This is a genomic window from Sphingobacterium haloxyli, from assembly GCF_002980525.1.
In the GTDB taxonomy this organism is placed as follows: Bacteria; Bacteroidota; Bacteroidia; order Sphingobacteriales; family Sphingobacteriaceae; genus Sphingobacterium; species Sphingobacterium haloxyli.
On the sequence record NZ_PVBQ01000004.1, the window covers coordinates 151,461 to 167,481 of the forward strand.

Annotated in this window: 16 protein-coding genes; 11 read left to right on the top strand and 5 right to left on the bottom strand. The window is 40.6% G+C overall.

All coding sequences use genetic code 11. From position 1 onward, the window contains the following. Positions 1-136 precede the first annotated feature (136 nt). From C5745_RS06365 to C5745_RS06410, 10 genes are all read left to right on the top strand, one after another. Positions 137-382: a type B 50S ribosomal protein L31 gene (locus C5745_RS06365; protein WP_105716158.1), complete on the top strand. Its 246-nt coding sequence runs from the start codon at positions 137-139 to the stop codon at positions 380-382. 85 nt (positions 383-467) lie between these two features. Next, the gene (locus C5745_RS06370; protein ID WP_105716159.1) at positions 468-1,649 is read left to right on the top strand and encodes a putative sugar nucleotidyl transferase; all 1,182 of its coding nucleotides are present in this window, start codon (positions 468-470) and stop codon (positions 1,647-1,649) included. Between the two features lie 25 nt (positions 1,650-1,674). After that, positions 1,675-2,445, top strand: coding sequence for a triose-phosphate isomerase (tpiA, locus tag C5745_RS06375; protein ID WP_105716160.1), 771 nt, complete (start codon positions 1,675-1,677; stop codon positions 2,443-2,445). Continuing rightward, on the top strand, positions 2,445-3,287 hold the full coding sequence (gene prmA / locus C5745_RS06380) for a 50S ribosomal protein L11 methyltransferase (RefSeq protein WP_105716161.1): 843 nt from the start codon (positions 2,445-2,447) through the stop codon (positions 3,285-3,287). The genes tpiA and prmA overlap by 1 nt, the downstream gene beginning before the upstream one ends. 4 nt (positions 3,288-3,291) lie before the next feature. Then, a complete protein-coding gene (locus C5745_RS06385; RefSeq protein WP_105716162.1) occupies positions 3,292-4,662 on the top strand; it encodes a Mur ligase domain-containing protein in 1,371 nt (456 codons plus the stop codon). Positions 4,663-4,754: 92 nt separating this feature from the next. After that, complete coding sequence (locus C5745_RS06390; protein WP_105716163.1) at positions 4,755-5,084, top strand: helix-turn-helix domain-containing protein; 330 nt, start codon at positions 4,755-4,757, stop codon at positions 5,082-5,084. 122 nt (positions 5,085-5,206) lie between these two features. Further along, positions 5,207-5,803, top strand: coding sequence for an RNA polymerase sigma factor (locus tag C5745_RS06395; protein ID WP_105716164.1), 597 nt, complete (start codon positions 5,207-5,209; stop codon positions 5,801-5,803). Between the two features lie 59 nt (positions 5,804-5,862). Further along, positions 5,863-6,972 carry a FecR family protein gene (locus C5745_RS06400; RefSeq protein ID WP_105716165.1) on the top strand — a complete coding sequence of 370 codons (1,110 nt, stop codon included), beginning with the start codon at positions 5,863-5,865 and terminating at the stop codon, positions 6,970-6,972. Between the two features lie 268 nt (positions 6,973-7,240). Then, a complete protein-coding gene (locus tag C5745_RS06405; protein WP_243403268.1) occupies positions 7,241-10,492 on the top strand; it encodes a SusC/RagA family TonB-linked outer membrane protein in 3,252 nt (1,083 codons plus the stop codon). Positions 10,493-10,509: 17 nt separating this feature from the next. Next, positions 10,510-12,030 (top strand): RagB/SusD family nutrient uptake outer membrane protein, encoded by a 1,521-nt coding sequence (locus C5745_RS06410; RefSeq protein ID WP_105716166.1) that lies wholly within the window; start codon positions 10,510-10,512, stop codon positions 12,028-12,030. Between the two features lie 92 nt (positions 12,031-12,122). On the opposite strand, the gene C5745_RS20185 is transcribed toward C5745_RS06410, so the two are convergent. From C5745_RS20185 to C5745_RS06420, 3 genes are all read right to left on the bottom strand, one after another. After that, on the bottom strand, positions 12,123-12,281 hold the full coding sequence (locus C5745_RS20185) for a hypothetical protein (RefSeq protein WP_165793035.1): 159 nt from the start codon (positions 12,279-12,281) through the stop codon (positions 12,123-12,125). A 131-nt stretch (positions 12,282-12,412) separates the two neighbouring features. Continuing rightward, positions 12,413-12,973, bottom strand: coding sequence for an SMC-Scp complex subunit ScpB (gene scpB, locus C5745_RS06415; RefSeq protein WP_105716167.1), 561 nt, complete (start codon positions 12,971-12,973; stop codon positions 12,413-12,415). A gap of 50 nt (positions 12,974-13,023) precedes the next feature. Then, on the bottom strand, positions 13,024-14,145 hold the full coding sequence (locus C5745_RS06420; RefSeq protein WP_105716168.1) for a CofH family radical SAM protein: 1,122 nt from the start codon (positions 14,143-14,145) through the stop codon (positions 13,024-13,026). A gap of 131 nt (positions 14,146-14,276) precedes the next feature. Here C5745_RS06420 and C5745_RS06425 point away from each other — a divergent pair, with 131 nt between their 5' ends. Beyond that, positions 14,277-14,549, top strand: a complete 273-nt coding sequence (locus C5745_RS06425) for a GNAT family N-acetyltransferase (RefSeq protein ID WP_105716169.1) — start codon at positions 14,277-14,279, stop codon at positions 14,547-14,549. A gap of 34 nt (positions 14,550-14,583) precedes the next feature. On the opposite strand, the gene C5745_RS06430 is transcribed toward C5745_RS06425, so the two are convergent. Continuing rightward, entirely contained in the window at positions 14,584-15,348 is a 765-nt protein-coding gene (locus tag C5745_RS06430; protein WP_105716170.1) for a sulfite exporter TauE/SafE family protein, read from the bottom strand. A gap of 4 nt (positions 15,349-15,352) precedes the next feature. After that, positions 15,353-16,012, bottom strand: coding sequence for an HAD family hydrolase (locus tag C5745_RS06435; protein ID WP_105716171.1), 660 nt, complete (start codon positions 16,010-16,012; stop codon positions 15,353-15,355). Positions 16,013-16,021 lie beyond the last annotated feature (9 nt).

The following is a 16,021-nucleotide window of genomic DNA, read 5'->3' on the forward strand; positions in this document are numbered from 1 at the left end:
AAACAGCTGTTAATTGAATGTTAAAGTGAAACATGTACGGCTAAAGTCCTATTTAAAATTATTCTTTTGTTTTATTTAGAGAAATAGATTATCTTTGCACCTCAAATTGTTGAATATATAATAATCATAAGATAAAATGAAAAAAGATCTGCATCCATCAAACTACAGATTAGTTGTTTTTAAAGATATGTCTAATGACTATACTTTCTTAACTAAATCATGTGTAGACACGAAAGAAACTATTACTTGGGAAGATGGTAATGAGTATCCGTTGGTGAAATTGGAGATTTCTCACACTTCTCACCCGTTCTATACAGGTAAAATGAAATTGGTTGATACAGCAGGACGTATCGACAAATTCCGTAGTCGTTACCAAAAATAATTTTCGATATAGGCTTCGGTCAAAAATAACTTTAATCCCGATAGGTTCTCCTTGTCGGGATTTTTTTATGTAAATTTATCGAATTATGCTGTTAGAAGTCGTTTTACATGATCGAGCCCCATGGCGCGAGCATTTGTTGCCTATGGCTTTCACAAGGCCGGTGGGAGCTTTTCGACTAGGAATATTGACACTTCAGGAGAAATGGCAATTGGTATTGGGTGCTCCTGTCAGCTTTTATACAGCAATGTATCTCCAAGAAAAGTTTCCAGGCCCTTCATCTACCGCTACCTATTTGGTAATACGTGGAAACCTTTGCCCATCAACAGATTTGATAAATGTACTTGCTCAATTAGAGCAAGACTGTATATTGGAGAAGGATGGTGATTGGATTGCATATAAAGTTAATAAATGGTTATCTCAACCGGAGGGGAGTACCTTAAAAGTGCAGAACTTTGAAGGAGAAGTGCACCGTATCCAATTCTTAGAAGATATTTATCTTCAAAATGTCCGGCAAATTTTCTTTGACTTTTCTTTGCTTACAAAGGATAGAACCTCGGAAACGCTGCATGCTTCTAATGTGGTGATAGGAGATAATCTCTTTGTCGGAACGAATGTGCGGTCGTTTGGTTGTACATTTAATACATTGGATGGCCCTATCTATATCGCCGATGACGCGTTGTTAGAGCAAGGTTCTCATCTAAAGGGACCAATAGCTATCGGTAAAGGGGCAAGAGTAAAGATGGGGGCCTGTTTGTATCCTAATGTCAGCATCGGCCCGAAAGCTACTGTTGGAGGGGAAGTCAATAATACAGTCATGTGGGAAAGTAGTGCAAAGGGACATGATGGGTATCTAGGCTGTGCTGTAATTGGTGAAGGCTGCAATTTAGGGGCTGGAACGAGCAACTCTAATCTTCGAAACAATTGGAGTACGATTAAATTATATGACTATCGGTTACGGGATTGGCGGAAAACGGGGCATCATAAAGTCGGCACCTTTATGGGAGATTTTGCAATGTGTGGTATCAATTCTTCCATTACGACAGGTGCTGTAATTGGCGTAGGCGCGCAGGTGTCTATGTCAAATATTATTCCGAAGTTTGTGCGAGAGTTTTCGTGGATCACAGATCAAAAACAGGAAGCATATGTTTGGAACAAGTTTGAACAGATGTTGCAAGCACGATCTGCCACCAAGAGAGAGGTACTGCCAGAAGCAGACCTTCGTATATTACGGGAGGTATATCGTTTAACAAGAGAAAGCAGAATTTAGTACACAAAATAGATAACTTAAAACGATGAGAAAAAACATTGTAGCAGGAAACTGGAAGATGAATTTAGATTACGAGAAAGGTTTAAGCTTATTTTCGGAAATTGTCAACATGGTCAAAGATGAGGTTGTGGGTGACCAAGAGGTTGTCGTATGTAGTCCAGCTATCCATTTACACAGTATCGCGAAATTAGCGGAGCCCGTAAGCAACGTCGCTGTTGGTGCGCAAAACATCCATCAGGCAGAATCCGGCGCATACACAGGAGAAATATCTGGAGCACAAGTGAAATCTACGGGTGCGAATTATGTTATTCTAGGTCATTCGGAGCGTAGAGCGTATTTTGGGGAGACAAACACGCTATTAGCGCAAAAAGTGGATGCAGCACTAGCTAATGGTTTGAGGCCAATTTTCTGTATCGGAGAGACGAAAGACGAACGCGAAGAAGGAAAAGTTTTCGACGTAATCAAAACACAGCTGGAAAAAGGGTTATTTCACCTGTCGAGCGAAGAATTTGAAAAAATTGTATTGGCTTACGAACCTGTTTGGGCGATCGGAACAGGATTGACTGCTTCTCCAGAACAAGCACAAGAGGTACACGCTTTTATACGGGATACGGTAGCTGATCATTATACGCAGAAAATCGCAGCGGATACATCAATTCTGTATGGTGGAAGTTGCAATCCGGCAAATGCTAGTGAATTGTTTTCACAAAAGGATATCGATGGCGGATTGATTGGGGGAGCGTCTTTAAAATCTCGTGACTTTTTAGAAATTGTTAAGGTTTTTAATTCGAAATAATGAAGTATTCTTCGGTTATGTTCACTTCTTCAACGATGGAAGATTGGCAGCGGGATTTACTTATTGATTCGCTAGGAGCAATTGGCTATGAGACCTTTGAAAACATAAGGCAAGGGTTTGTAGCTTACATTCCGACAACCAATCTGGATATACAAGCGTTGGAGACGTTGTTATTGCAAGAAACTGAAGGGTTCGACATCCGTTATACTGTCCAAGAGATACAGGATCAAAATTGGAATGAGTTATGGGAAAGTAACTTTCAGCCGATTACGGTGAATGATATTTGTTATGTTCGCGCTACTTTTCACGAATCAATGCCTCATATACCATACGAGATTGTTATCGATCCCAAGATGTCATTCGGAACAGGGCATCATCAAACTACATCGATGATGCTATCTTATATCTTGGAGAATGATTTGACGGATAAAGAAGTGCTGGATATGGGATGCGGTACGGGTATTCTGGCTATATTGGCGGTTAAACGTGGGGCGAAACAGGTGTTGGCGATAGACTATGACGAAATTTGCGTAAAAAGTGTCGAGGAGAATAAAATCCTGAACAGTATAGAGCCTATCGTATCGGAATTAGGATCAGAGGAACGTATCAAGGGTAAGGTATTTGATGTTATTCTTGCTAATATCAATCGGAACATTTTAATGGAACAGCTGGACCAATACGGCCTAAGCACGAGGTCTGGCGGAGAATTATATATTAGTGGGTTCTATGATGGGGAAGATTTGAAAATGTTAAAGAAAAAGGCGCTATCTGCAGGGTTTGACTATCAGCACAAGAAGGTGCAGGATAAATGGTGTGCAGCAAAGTTTGTTAAAAATTCTTAGGAGCATGCGAGTTCATTTTATAGCTATTGGCGGTGCCGTGATGCACAACTTAGCCATTTCGTTGGCAGAGCAAGGGCACCAAGTGAGTGGGTCTGATGATCAAGTTGTTGAACCGTCGAAGTCCAGGTTAAAAAACGCGGGACTTTTACCAAAGACGACTGGTTGGTTTCCAGAAAAGATAACAGAGGATATTGATGCTGTAATCTTGGGAATGCATGCCGAGAAGGATAATCCCGAATTACTTCGGGCACAAGAGCTGAACATTAAAATCTACTCTTTCCCGGAATTTATCTATGAGCAAAGCATGGATAAAACGCGGGTAGTCGTGGCGGGAACATATGGTAAGACGACCATCATGAGTATGGTAATGCATGTACTCAAAAGACTTGGACGTGATTTTGATTATCTTGTAGGGGCACAATTAGAGGGATTTGATTCGCTCGTGAAACTAACGGCCCATAGCAAGATTATTTTATTGGAAGGAGACGAGTATTATGCTTCTCCGATAGATGACCGTTCGAAGTTTCACCTTTTTAATCCTAATATAGCATTAATCAGCGGAATAGAATGGAACGAGAGCAGAGCTAATATGGCGCAGTCGGCATATTTTAATCAATTTGTGAGGTTTATTGAAACAATCGTGCCCAAAGGTACATTGATTTATAATAAGGATAACCAGAATCTGGTAAAGATTGTAGAGGCGACCTCAGGCTGTAACATTAATCGACATGGTTATAAACTACCCGAATATTCTATTAACAAAGGTGTCACGTACCTCCATCTAGGGGAGGAACGTATCCCTTTACAAGTGTTTGGAAAATTGAACTTATCGAACATTGCGGGCGCATATGTCATATGCGAATGGTTAGGTATAAAAAGGGTAGATTTCTATGAAGCAATTAAAGATTTTAAAAGTTCTGTCCGTTACTTGGAATTTGTTGCGAGTGAAAATGACAGCGTGGTATATCAAGACTTTCTTTATTCACCCTATAAGCTGAGAACTAGCATTCATGCAGTTAAAGAGCAGTTTCCTGAACAGGGGCTCGTAACCATTATTGAATTGAACCCTTATGATGTTAATAACCGTAGCTTTTTGGATACTTATCGGGAGTCTATGAATGAATCCGACCATGCGGTGGTAGTAGTCAATAAAGATATTATAAAGGAGAAAAATATATTAATAAGTAATTTGGCCTCTGAAATCCAACGTGTTTTTAACCACAGAAATTTTATGTTCCTGACAGATATTCCTTCTGTAGAAATTTATTTGGATAATTTTAAATCATTAGGTTTCAATCTCTTATTTATGGTTTCTCCCCGCCACAACAGCATGGATATTGTCAGCCTAGCAGATAGATTCCTTAAAAATTATTAATTAATCTGTAAAATTGGGTCGCTTTAATTATCTTTTTATTACTTTTGGAAGAAATAAAATTTTCCGATAGAATAAGATAGCAACTACCTAAAATGAACGCATTAGGAAAAAGAATTCGTCTGTTAAGACATCAAAAAGGATGGAGCCAAGAAGATGTGGCAAAGCGCTTAGATATTTCGATTCCGGCTTTTTCGAAGATTGAAACCGGAATTACCGATGTGAATCTTTCACGATTAAATCAGATTTCTAGGCTATTCGGTATGTCATTGGTACAGCTCTTGTCTACATCGGATTCGGAACAAGAAAGACAAACACAGGAAGAAATTAATGAGTTAAACGATAAACTGCAAGCGCGAGAGGCTGAAGTAATAGAATTACAAAAGAAAGTAATCGACTTGTACGAACAACTTCATAAAAAATAGAAAAAAATTGAATCCTTAACGAAGAGAGCATTACCCGATGCTCTCTTTTTGTTTTTTCAAATTTTTCCTAAACTAGCCCCTGGGCTTTGCTGTTATTACAGTATTTTATTAATATTGTATATATGACCATGCATAAATCACATGTTATAGGTGAAGAAAAAGCTTTGTTGCATGCATTGCGGAAAAGTGATACATCAGCTTTTCAGCGAATTTACAACCAATATTATAGTTTATTATACATACATGCCTACAATAAGTTACGGGACAGGGATGCTGCAAAAGATATTGTACATGACCTTTTTGCTAATCTATGGCAGAGAAGGGAATCGTTGACAGTGACCGGGAAGCTGTCATCTTATTTGTATGCTAGTGTCCGTAATAGAATCTTAGATTATATCTCGAAAGAGCGATCGAAGGCAAGTTATCTGGCATCGTTAACTCATCGAATAGAAAGCCAACCTGACGAAGCGGACTATCACGTGCGGGAGAAAATGCTCGAGGAGCAGATTGAAACTGTACTTCTCCAACTTCCGCCTCGGATACGTGAAATTTTCGAATTAAGTAGGAAACAATACCTCAGTCATAAAGAAATCTCACAAAAACTTAACCTTTCGGAGCAGAGCGTGCGCAGCTATATTAAGGATGCGCTACGCGCGCTACGGATGAAATTGAGCATGTATCCTTGGATACTGTTTGTCTTGTACTGTAAACTTTTTTAAAGTAAAGCACCCCCCTTGGTCCATTTCATCCGTCTTATACTGTAAATAAGGGGAGTATCATGGCTGATCAACACGATATAAAAGCACAAGCTTTATTAAGAAAATATCTGAAAGGAAATTGTACGGAAGAGGAAAAAGCTTGGGTTGAAGGCTGGTATCTGTCTATTCATAATGATATAGACGAATTAACGGATAAGCAAATACAGGCAGACTTGTATGAGCTGCAAAATCGATTAATTGAGGTACCGAAACGAAAGACTTCTTTTCTTATTTATGCTCGCTCCATCGCGGCTATCTTGTGTGTAATGTTGGCAATCAGCCTTATTCTTTGGAATAAAAAAGTAATGGTAGGAAATATTTCGTCTCCCGCTGTTTCCATGCAACACGATGTAATGCCAGGAACAAATCGAGCGACTTTATCCTTTGACAATGAGGACGAGATCGAGTTAAACGGCGAACAAGGAAGTCTCGTTAACAATGGAGACGCCATTACCTACCATGACGGCACATCTATAAAAGATATAGAGAAAGTCCAGATGGCCACGTTAAGCACCCCTATTGCCGGTCAATATCAAATAACATTACCAGATGGTAGCAAAGCTTGGCTCAACGCCTTGTCCTCCCTTCGCTACCCTACAGCATTTAGTGGTCAAGAACGTCAGGTTGAGATTACCGGAGAAGTATACCTGGAAGTTGTCCACGACAGCAAGAAACCGTTTGTTGTTCACACCAACCAACAACGTATTGAAGTACTGGGAACAAGTTTTAATATAAACGCTTATGCTGATAACGGGGAAATTTTGACGACGTTAACTGAGGGGCGAGTACGAGTATACCATGACAAATTTGGGAACCAGATAGAATTGAAACCGGGTCAGCAGGCAGTAGTGACCGATAAAAAGGTTATAACAATTAAAAGAGTAGATACAGAAGAGATTTCGTCATGGAAAGATGGTTTATATATCGTGAATGATGAACCATTAAAACACTATGCACGAAAGATCGAGCGCTGGTATGATGTCGAGGTAGATATGAACCCTTACGGCGAGAGAAGATTATCTGCCATTATTCCTCGGAATGCTAAATTATCTGAGGTATTGGAAGCTATCGAATTAAAAACAGGAGCTAAATTTATGATAAAAGAAAGGAGGGTATCGGCAAGAAAATAAGAATAATTAAAAGAGATTATCCGTAAAAACTATCGAGATGGTCGTAACATCTCAATAGTTAAGATATGCCGGATAACTTTAAAATAGTGTTAGCTAACAAAGTTATATACCAACAATACAAACTTACTGATTATTTGATTCGGAAGCAATTTATCGATTGCACCCGGCCAGTTATCACTAAGGGCGTATTGTTCATTAGACAGAAATGAACAAGATCAAACATCAAAATCAAATAAAATATTTGTTGCCGTCATTTGTTTATTTACCTATGAAACTGACTGTAGTTATATTTTTCGCTTCTATGATGCTTTCTTTTGCGAATGCACATGGGCAGCGAGTCAATCTCAATCATCAAAAGGCACAATTGAAAAAAGTGCTGGTGGATATTAGTAAACAATCGGGTTATACTTTTATTTATGACGAAAAGGAACTAACGTCAACCTATCCCGTTTCTATCGTCATTGAAAACGGTACTATACAAGAGACGTTAGATGTTCTGTTTGGAGACCAACCATTAACGTATGAAGTTAAGGGAAAATCTATTGCCATAACACGTCTTTCGCAGGTAACGTCTACACGTTCTGGGGAAAGCCCAGGCATACAACAATATACGATTAAAGGAAGGGTAACTGATGGGAAGGGAGAACCACTTGCAGGGGTAACCGTAGCACTGAAAGGTGCAAGTATAGCTACAAGTACGGGTATGGACGGTGCTTATGGTATTGAGGTTCCAGCGCAGCAAGGTGTTTTAGTGTTCGACTACATGGGCTTTGCCAGGCAGGAAGTTTCCATCAATGGGAAATCCGTAGTTAACATTGTGCTAAAAGAACAGCTCAGTGACTTGGATGAGGTAGTCGTAGTGGGGTATGGAACACAGCGTAAAAGCGATTTAACTGGTGCGGTAGCATCTGTTGCTGAAAAAGATTTCAATAAAGGACCACTGATATCAGCTGATCAGCTTATTCAAGGTAAAGTTTCAGGGGTACAAATGGTCAACAATAGCGGACAGCCTGGGGGGGCTAGTACAGTGCGTATTCGAGGGAATTCGGCCGTTACCGGTTCGGGACAACCACTTTATGTCGTGGATGGGGTTGCCTTGGATGGGCGCACATCTCGACCGAATCAGAGTGGGGGGATCGGGACGAGTCCTGCGGGTAATCCGTTAAGCTTTATAAACCCCACGGATATTGCGTCTATTCAAGTCTTAAAAGACGCTTCGGCCACAGCTATTTACGGATCCAGAGCAGCCTATGGTGTTGTATTGATCACAACCAAACGTGGCCAAGAAGGTGCGGTGAAAGTGGACGTGAATTCTTCAGGAGGTGTAGCCAACATTATGCGAAACATTGATATCTTGGACGGAAATCAATATAGAGATGCATTGAATAAATATGGATTTACAACAGGTGATTACGGTGACAATGTAGATGCGTTAGGAACGATTTTGCGAACCGCTTATAATCAAAACCATAACCTCTCGTTAAGTGGAGGAAATGCTGATAATAAATATCGGGCATCTTTTGGTTATCAAGACCAGCAGGGGATTGTTCAAAAGACAGGTTTTAAACGCTACAGCGGGGCATTCAATGGAAATTTCAAGATGCTGGAAAGTAAAAAATTGGGTTTGGATGTCAATTTATTGGCCAGTCAAAACAGGGAAGACATTGCTCCTGTAGTAACTGATGCAGGCGCTAATGGTAGCTTAATTGGACAGGCTTTAGCCTGGAATCCTACACGTCCATTGCGAAATGCTGACGGTAGCTTAGCTATTGAACAAGGTAATATTATCAATCCTCTGGCCATGTCAGAAGCTTATGATGATCGGGCTAATGTTACGAATATCTTAGCGAGCTTATCACCTTTCTATAAGTTTAATGATTGGTTGGAATACAGGATGTTATTGAGTGTGAACTATAGTAAAGGAGAACGTCGATCTTCTACCCGAAGTTTTATTAACATCCAGGGTATACAGGCCGATCCTGAAAATGATTTTGCCGGCGGTTATGCTAGTGTCGCTAACAATGAACTCGTTACGAAGCAGCTCACTCACACACTATCGTTTAATAAAGAAGTTGCCGCAGATTTGAACCTGAATGCCGTAATCGGATATGAATACATGGACTTTATCAATAGAGGAACCGACATGAACGCACGGGGATTTGGTGATATTCCGGTAGATTATACAGATATCATGCAGGCCACTGCGCCCGGTAACAGAAATATTAATTCGTTCCACGACCCTACGACACAGTTGCAATCCTACTTTGGTCGGGCTACCTTTAATTTAAAAGAGCGCTATTTGTTGACCGCGACGGTTCGCGTGGATGGATCTACAAAGTTCGGAGAAAATAATCGGTACGGAACTTTCCCTTCTTTTGCTGCAGCATGGAATATTAAAAATGAAGGTTTTATGACCGATATGACGTGGTTGAATGAACTAAAAATACGGGCAGGTTGGGGGAAAACGGGTAACCAGGAATTTCCGTCTGGTTCTTCCCAGCGAAGGTATTCGATTGGATTTGGGAGCGGAGAACAAACTAGGCCCATTAATAATAATGAGAATACTGACTTGCGGTGGCAATCGGACGAACAGATTAATATAGGCGCCGATTTTGGTTTCTTTGAAGGGCGGCTCCAAGGAACGGTTGATTTCTTCCATAAAAAAACAACAGATCTACTTTTTCCTCAGACACCGCAGTATCCTGCATCACCGGATGCTTCGATCACCTGGATAAATCTACCTGGTGAAGTAATTAATAAAGGGGTAGAACTGAACCTGAACGGTGTAATTATTGAAAACGATGACTTTAGGTGGGACCTAGGCGGAAATGCCACGTTTGTGAAAAATCGTGTGCAAAATTTAGGGGAAAGCGAAATCATCCGGACCGGTAGCCTCAGCGGCCAGGGGTTGAGTGACGTCACGGTACAGGTCGTACAGAATGGCTATCCATTGTTTGCTTTTGTGACGAGGGAATACCTGGGACTAGATGAGGAGGGCTTTTCGAGGTTTACAGATGAAGGATTTGTATTTCACCGCGTAGGAAATCCGAACCCAAGAGTTTTATTGGGTGTCAGTACTGGTATTGACTATAAACGCTTCTCCTTTAGTGCCAATTTCAACGGGGTAATAGGGCAGGACATCTACAATAATACGGCAAATGCCGTATTACCTATTTCTAATCTCGGTTCCCGAAATATTGCATCAGAACTGATGAGTCAAGGAGTCTTAGAATCACCGGCAAACCCTATCGCCGCTTCTTCAAGGTATATTGAAAATGGTAGTTACTTAAAATTAGCGAATGCAACATTGAATTATCGGATAGGAGATGTTGGGGCTTCGATTAAAAACTTGGGGGTGTTTTTGAATGGACAGAATATATTCGTTGTTACTAAATATAAAGGATTTGATCCAGAAGTAAACGTAAATAAATCTGTAAATAGTGTTCCTTCAGCAGGTATAGATAATGTTACGTATCCCACAGCCCGCACATTCAATATTGGCGTCAATTTTTCATTGTAAAAATTAAATGAAATATTATGAACAATATATATATAAAAATCGTTTTGGTCATCCTCGTAATAGCAACCTTTACGGGATGTACAAAATTAGAAGAAAATCTTCACGGACAGGTAGGATCTGGGGATGTAGGAAGTGATGATGTACCAGCTTTATTAAATGCGACATACATCGCTATGCGTAATCCTTATTACGGCCCGTACGGATGGTGGGCGCTTCAAGAATTCCCAACAGATGAAGCTATTGTACCTACAAGGGGGGGAGATTGGGATGATAACGGTGCCTGGCGCGCCCTTCATTTACATCGATGGGAGTCAGATCATACACGGATTCATAGTGTGTTCAAGGATGTTCTCGGTGTGAGCTATGCGGCGACCGATATTTTGCAATATAACCCGACTCCCGCTCAAGAAGCACAAGCTAGATTTTTAAGAGCCTTTGCCGAATTTTCTATCCTTGATGGTTGGGGACAAGTACCCTATCGCGAGCCAGGAGAAAATGTTACGGAAAATCCGAGGGTACGGAATGCGGAAGAGCAAATCAGTTATCTCATTTCGGAAATTACAGCGGTTATGTCTGATTTGCCGACTAATCGTATAGATCGGGGATCTCCAGATGCAGCAAAGGTACTCTTAATGAAAATCTTTTTGAATAAAGGGGCATTTCTGAACCGGGAATCACCAACTTTTTCCAATGAAGATATGCAAGAAGTCATCGATCTTGCAGATGAAATTATTAATAGTGGAAAATATGAGTTGATCGATGATTATTTTCTGAATTTCGCCCCAGAAAATGGGCAATCGAAAACAGAAAATATATTTACAGGAGAAAATATAGGCGGAGAAAGTTCGGCGACGGGGATGACAAATATGTGGGTGGCAACGCTTCATTACAATCAAAGCCCCAGGGGGAATAACGGATTCTGTACATTGTCTGAATTCTATAATAAATTTGAGGAAAGCGACGTGCGGCGTGGAGGAGAGTACCCTGGTATGACGAATATAAGTGGTGTAAGAGTCGGTTTTTTAGTAGGTCAGCAAGTGAACCAAAATGGGGAAAATTTAACAGACCGCCGAGGTAATCTCTTGGCGTTTACACCGGAAGTAAGTATTATCGAACGTGACCAAAATCATCTCGAAGTAGCTGGTATACGTGTCATTAAATATCCTATTGACTATGCGAATGGTTCTACCAGTTTATTAGACAACGATTGGGTATTTTACCGGTATTCAGATGTACTATTGATGAAAGCGGAAGCACTTTTGCGCACCGGACAAGAAGGAGAAGCACTACAGCTCGTAAATGAGGTGCGAACAAAAAGAGGAGCAAGTAACTTATCTGAATTAGACGAGCAACTGCTACTGGAGGAACTAGGACGTGAGTTCTTCTGGGAAGGACATCGGAGAACAGATTTGATTAGGTTCGGAAGATTTTTAGAAGCTTGGCAGGAAAAACCGGTGTCTGATGCTAGAAACCTGCTTTTCCCTATCCCGTTAAATCAACTGGGTAATCCAAATTATACACAAAACGCAGGTTATTGATAGCGTCAAGATTACAACATCAGTGCAAAGAAAAAGCAGGGTTCATAAAACCCTGCTTTTTAGATCTTTCACGAATTTCACGTGGTCATGCATTAAAAATCATCGTCATCGTCAAAATCATCGAACTCTCCGATTGAATCAATTTCATCTAATTCGAAATCGTCATCATAGACATCATCTGCATCATCCTCCGGACCGTTAAAATTGATAATTTCTTCAGCCAAAACCTCTTTTTCTGCCGCTGCCATCATAGTCTTGTCGTGTTAATAAATGATAAATCTACTGTTTGTTACCAACGGTAAAAATAATCAAGAATCTTCTAACTAGAAATTTTTTTTGTTTTTTTATCGCTTGTCAACCAGTAAGTTAAAATGCATATCAGCTATTTTGCGGCCTCACCTATGCTATTGTCGTCTGTGATAATGTCTTTTAGCTGGGGTAAATCTTTGACTGACCGGATGCCGAAATGCTGCATAAACTGCCCACTAGTAGCATACAATAACGGCTTTCCTATACTTTCTGCTTTTCCAACAATCTCGATGAGGTTCTTTTCTAACAGTCGCTGAATAGAATAATCACAGTTGACACCTCGGATCTGCTCAACTTCCAATTTGGTAATGGGCTGCCGATACGCAATTATCGACAATGTCTCCAAAGCAGCTTGGCTTAATTTCTTTTTGTCCTTATGCGCTTGAAGTTGATTAACGGTTTCGTGGTACTTTTCTTTAGTCAAAAACTGGTATTGCTTATTGAAAACCTTGAGGCTAAATATTTGATCTTCATCGGTATATTTTTCCCCTATTTTGTTTAACATATCTAACACTTCTTGCTTATTTATGTCAATGGCCAAAGCGTCTTTGAGTATCTGTTTTATTTCGTTGGCGTTAATACCCTCTTCGGATGCAAAAATAATCGCCTCTATATTTAATAAAATATCTTTCATTGGAATAATGTTTTCAATGGCAACTCAAGCGGGTTTCCCGACAACGTACTTTAATAGTTAATAACCTGCTCTTCCATTTGTGGTAATTCTCTAAATTCGTACTTCTGGGTACGTAATTGCGGTTGGAAACCGGCTTCCAAAATAGCTTCTTGTATAGATGTGGAAGTGAATCGATGCGGTGCGCCAGCGGCGGAAACCACATTTTCTTCTATCATAATCGAGCCGAAATCATTTGCTCCCGCATGTAAACAAAGTTGTGCAGTTTTCTTTCCTACAGTTAGCCACGAGGCCTGGATGTTCTTAATATTAGGTAACATAATGCGACTCAATCCGATCATCCGGATATACTCTTCGCTGCTTACGTTATTGGTTATACCCCGCAAACGTTTTAATAAAGTGCCATCGTCCTGGAAAGGCCAAGGTATAAAGGCGACAAATCCATAAGCGTCGGCTGGCTTTTCGTGTTGAACTTCACGAATCCAGACCAGGTGTTCAAAACGCTCTTCTATAGTTTCTATATGACCAAACATCATAGTAGCCGATGTCGGGAGGTCGATTTGATGGGCAGCACGCATTACATCCAACCATTCCTGTCCACCACATTTGCCTTTCGAGATTAATCTCCGCACCCGATCATTCAGTATTTCTGCTCCTGCACCTGGAAGCGAATCTAATCCTGATTTTTTCAATGCGCGGAGTACTTCAATATGTGAAAGTCCTTCTAGTTTTGCGATATGGGCGACTTCGGGTGGACCAAGCGAATGTAGTTTAAGGCTAGGATAAAGCTCTTTAAGCTGCTTGAATAAGTTCGTGTAAAAACCGAGACCCAGATCAGGATGGTGTCCACCCTGTAAAAGCAACTGGTCACCACCATATCGAAATGTTTCTTCGATTTTCTGTTTATACGTTTCAATATCCGTTATATAACTTTCTTCATGGCCAGGACGGCGAAAGAAATTGCAAAATTTGCAGTTTGCGATACATACATTCGTGGTATTGACATTGCGGTCAATCTGCCAAGTAACTCTGCCATGAGGTACTTGTATTTCTCGCAACTTGTTGGCAACATAGACCAAATCTGCCGTTGCTGCATTCTGGTAGAGATAGATACCTTCTTCCTTGGATAAAAACTCAAAATTAAGCGCGCGCTCAAGTAATTTGTCTACATTCATCGTTAACAAAGATACGTAGGATTTTTATTTTTTTAATGATAGCTTTATAATGCTAATAAACTATTATCCCAAAAATTTGTTATGTTTATTGGGAAACATATAGTGAACTATCTTAAAAAAACATTGATATCATGGAACTGACACATGTAGCAGACGGCGGCAGATGGCTTGCGCTGAATGATGAGGTACAAATTGGAGAGTTGATTTATCAAGTAGAGGACAATGTGATGACGATTTCTCACGCGGAGGTTGAGCCCTTTTATCGAGGTAATAAAATTGCGGAGGAACTCGTGTTGGCAGCTATTCAGCAAGCGCGCGAACATGACTGGAAAGTCATCCCAGCTTGTTCTTTCGCAAAAACGGTATTTGAACGATATCCCGATGAACGGGATGTATTAGCCTAATTTGAGTGGTGCGTAATTGATAATTCACCGCGCATCACAAAATAATCAGCAGTATCGCTGAAATAACAACCAGCGTCATGATAAGCACGCGAAATCCCTTCTCTGGAAGGATTTTTACAATTTGTATACCTATTAACCCTCCCAGTAGAATAAAGGGAATAGCGAATAAATTGAGGTAGAAACCTGCCCAGCTGAGATTATGCCATACAAATGCCTGTAACGGAATTTTGGTGAAGTTCAGCAGCATGATGAACCAGGCGGAAGTAGCGGCGAAACTGATCTTATTTAGGCGTTTAGAGAGCATATAGACGGATAGGGCAGGGCCGGCTGCATTTCCTATCATAGTAGAAAATCCGAGAATAAAACCAAAAATAGGTGAATACCAGCGGTTTTTCGTTAACTTATCCTGTTTCTGTTGAGAGGTTTTTTCCAACCAGATCATGATGCCGACGCCGACTATGATACATGCGCCGATCAATAACTTAAATAACTTGTCGTCGATGTAATTTCCAAGGAGTAAACCTACGACAAGCCCAAATAGAGCGGCAGGCAATAGATTTTTTATTTCGTTCCACAGAAATTCCTTTCTGTAATAGATAACGGCAACCAAGTCTGCGATACAAAGAAGTATGAGTACGATGCCGGTAGAGTATTTCGCCCCGAATAGAAAGGCGAACAACGGAACGGCTAGGGTCCCTATATTCTGGACACCCGTTTTTGACATGCCTATCAGTACGGCACATACAAAGTACAAGACCCATTCCGAAGGTGAGGAAAGGAGCTGTAGTGCTTCGGTCATGGATCTAGTGTCGTAATAGATTCATTACGCGGGCAGCGTTTATTTCGCGGTAATCATTGATGTACAAAGAACATGGAGGCAATTCGTCTCGGGTGTGGGAACTCAATACACCCACCACCTTCATTCCCGCATTTAATGCCGCGGTCACACCGGAAAAAGAATCTTCAAATACAACGCAACCATTCGGTGATACACCCAGTTTTTCAGCGGACTTTAGATAAACCTCGGGATGAGGCTTATGTTGAGAGACGTCTTCACTTGCCATTAGCGAATCCATCTTGGCGTCGATCTGTAAACTATCTAAAATCAATTTTAGATTTGCCAAAGGTGCTGAGGTCGCCACAGCGGTTTTAAATCCTGCAGATTTTAAGTCATCCAGAAACGGCAAATAATGCGGTAGTGGATCGACCTCTGCTTGATAGATTTCTCGAAAGAGGGATTCCTTTTCGTCTTCCAATTGTTTTAATTCTTCGCCGATAATCTCTCTTTTAAAAAAATGTGTCATAATATAACTATTATGCTTTCCATACATATGTTCTTCAAATTCCTTTTCCGTATAGGGGATTTCATATTTGTCAAAAAAATGTTCAAAAGCTTTAGCATGGTAGGGGTTTGTATGGCAGATAACCCCATCCATATCGAAAATTACTGCAAATGGATTCATACAGCAAAG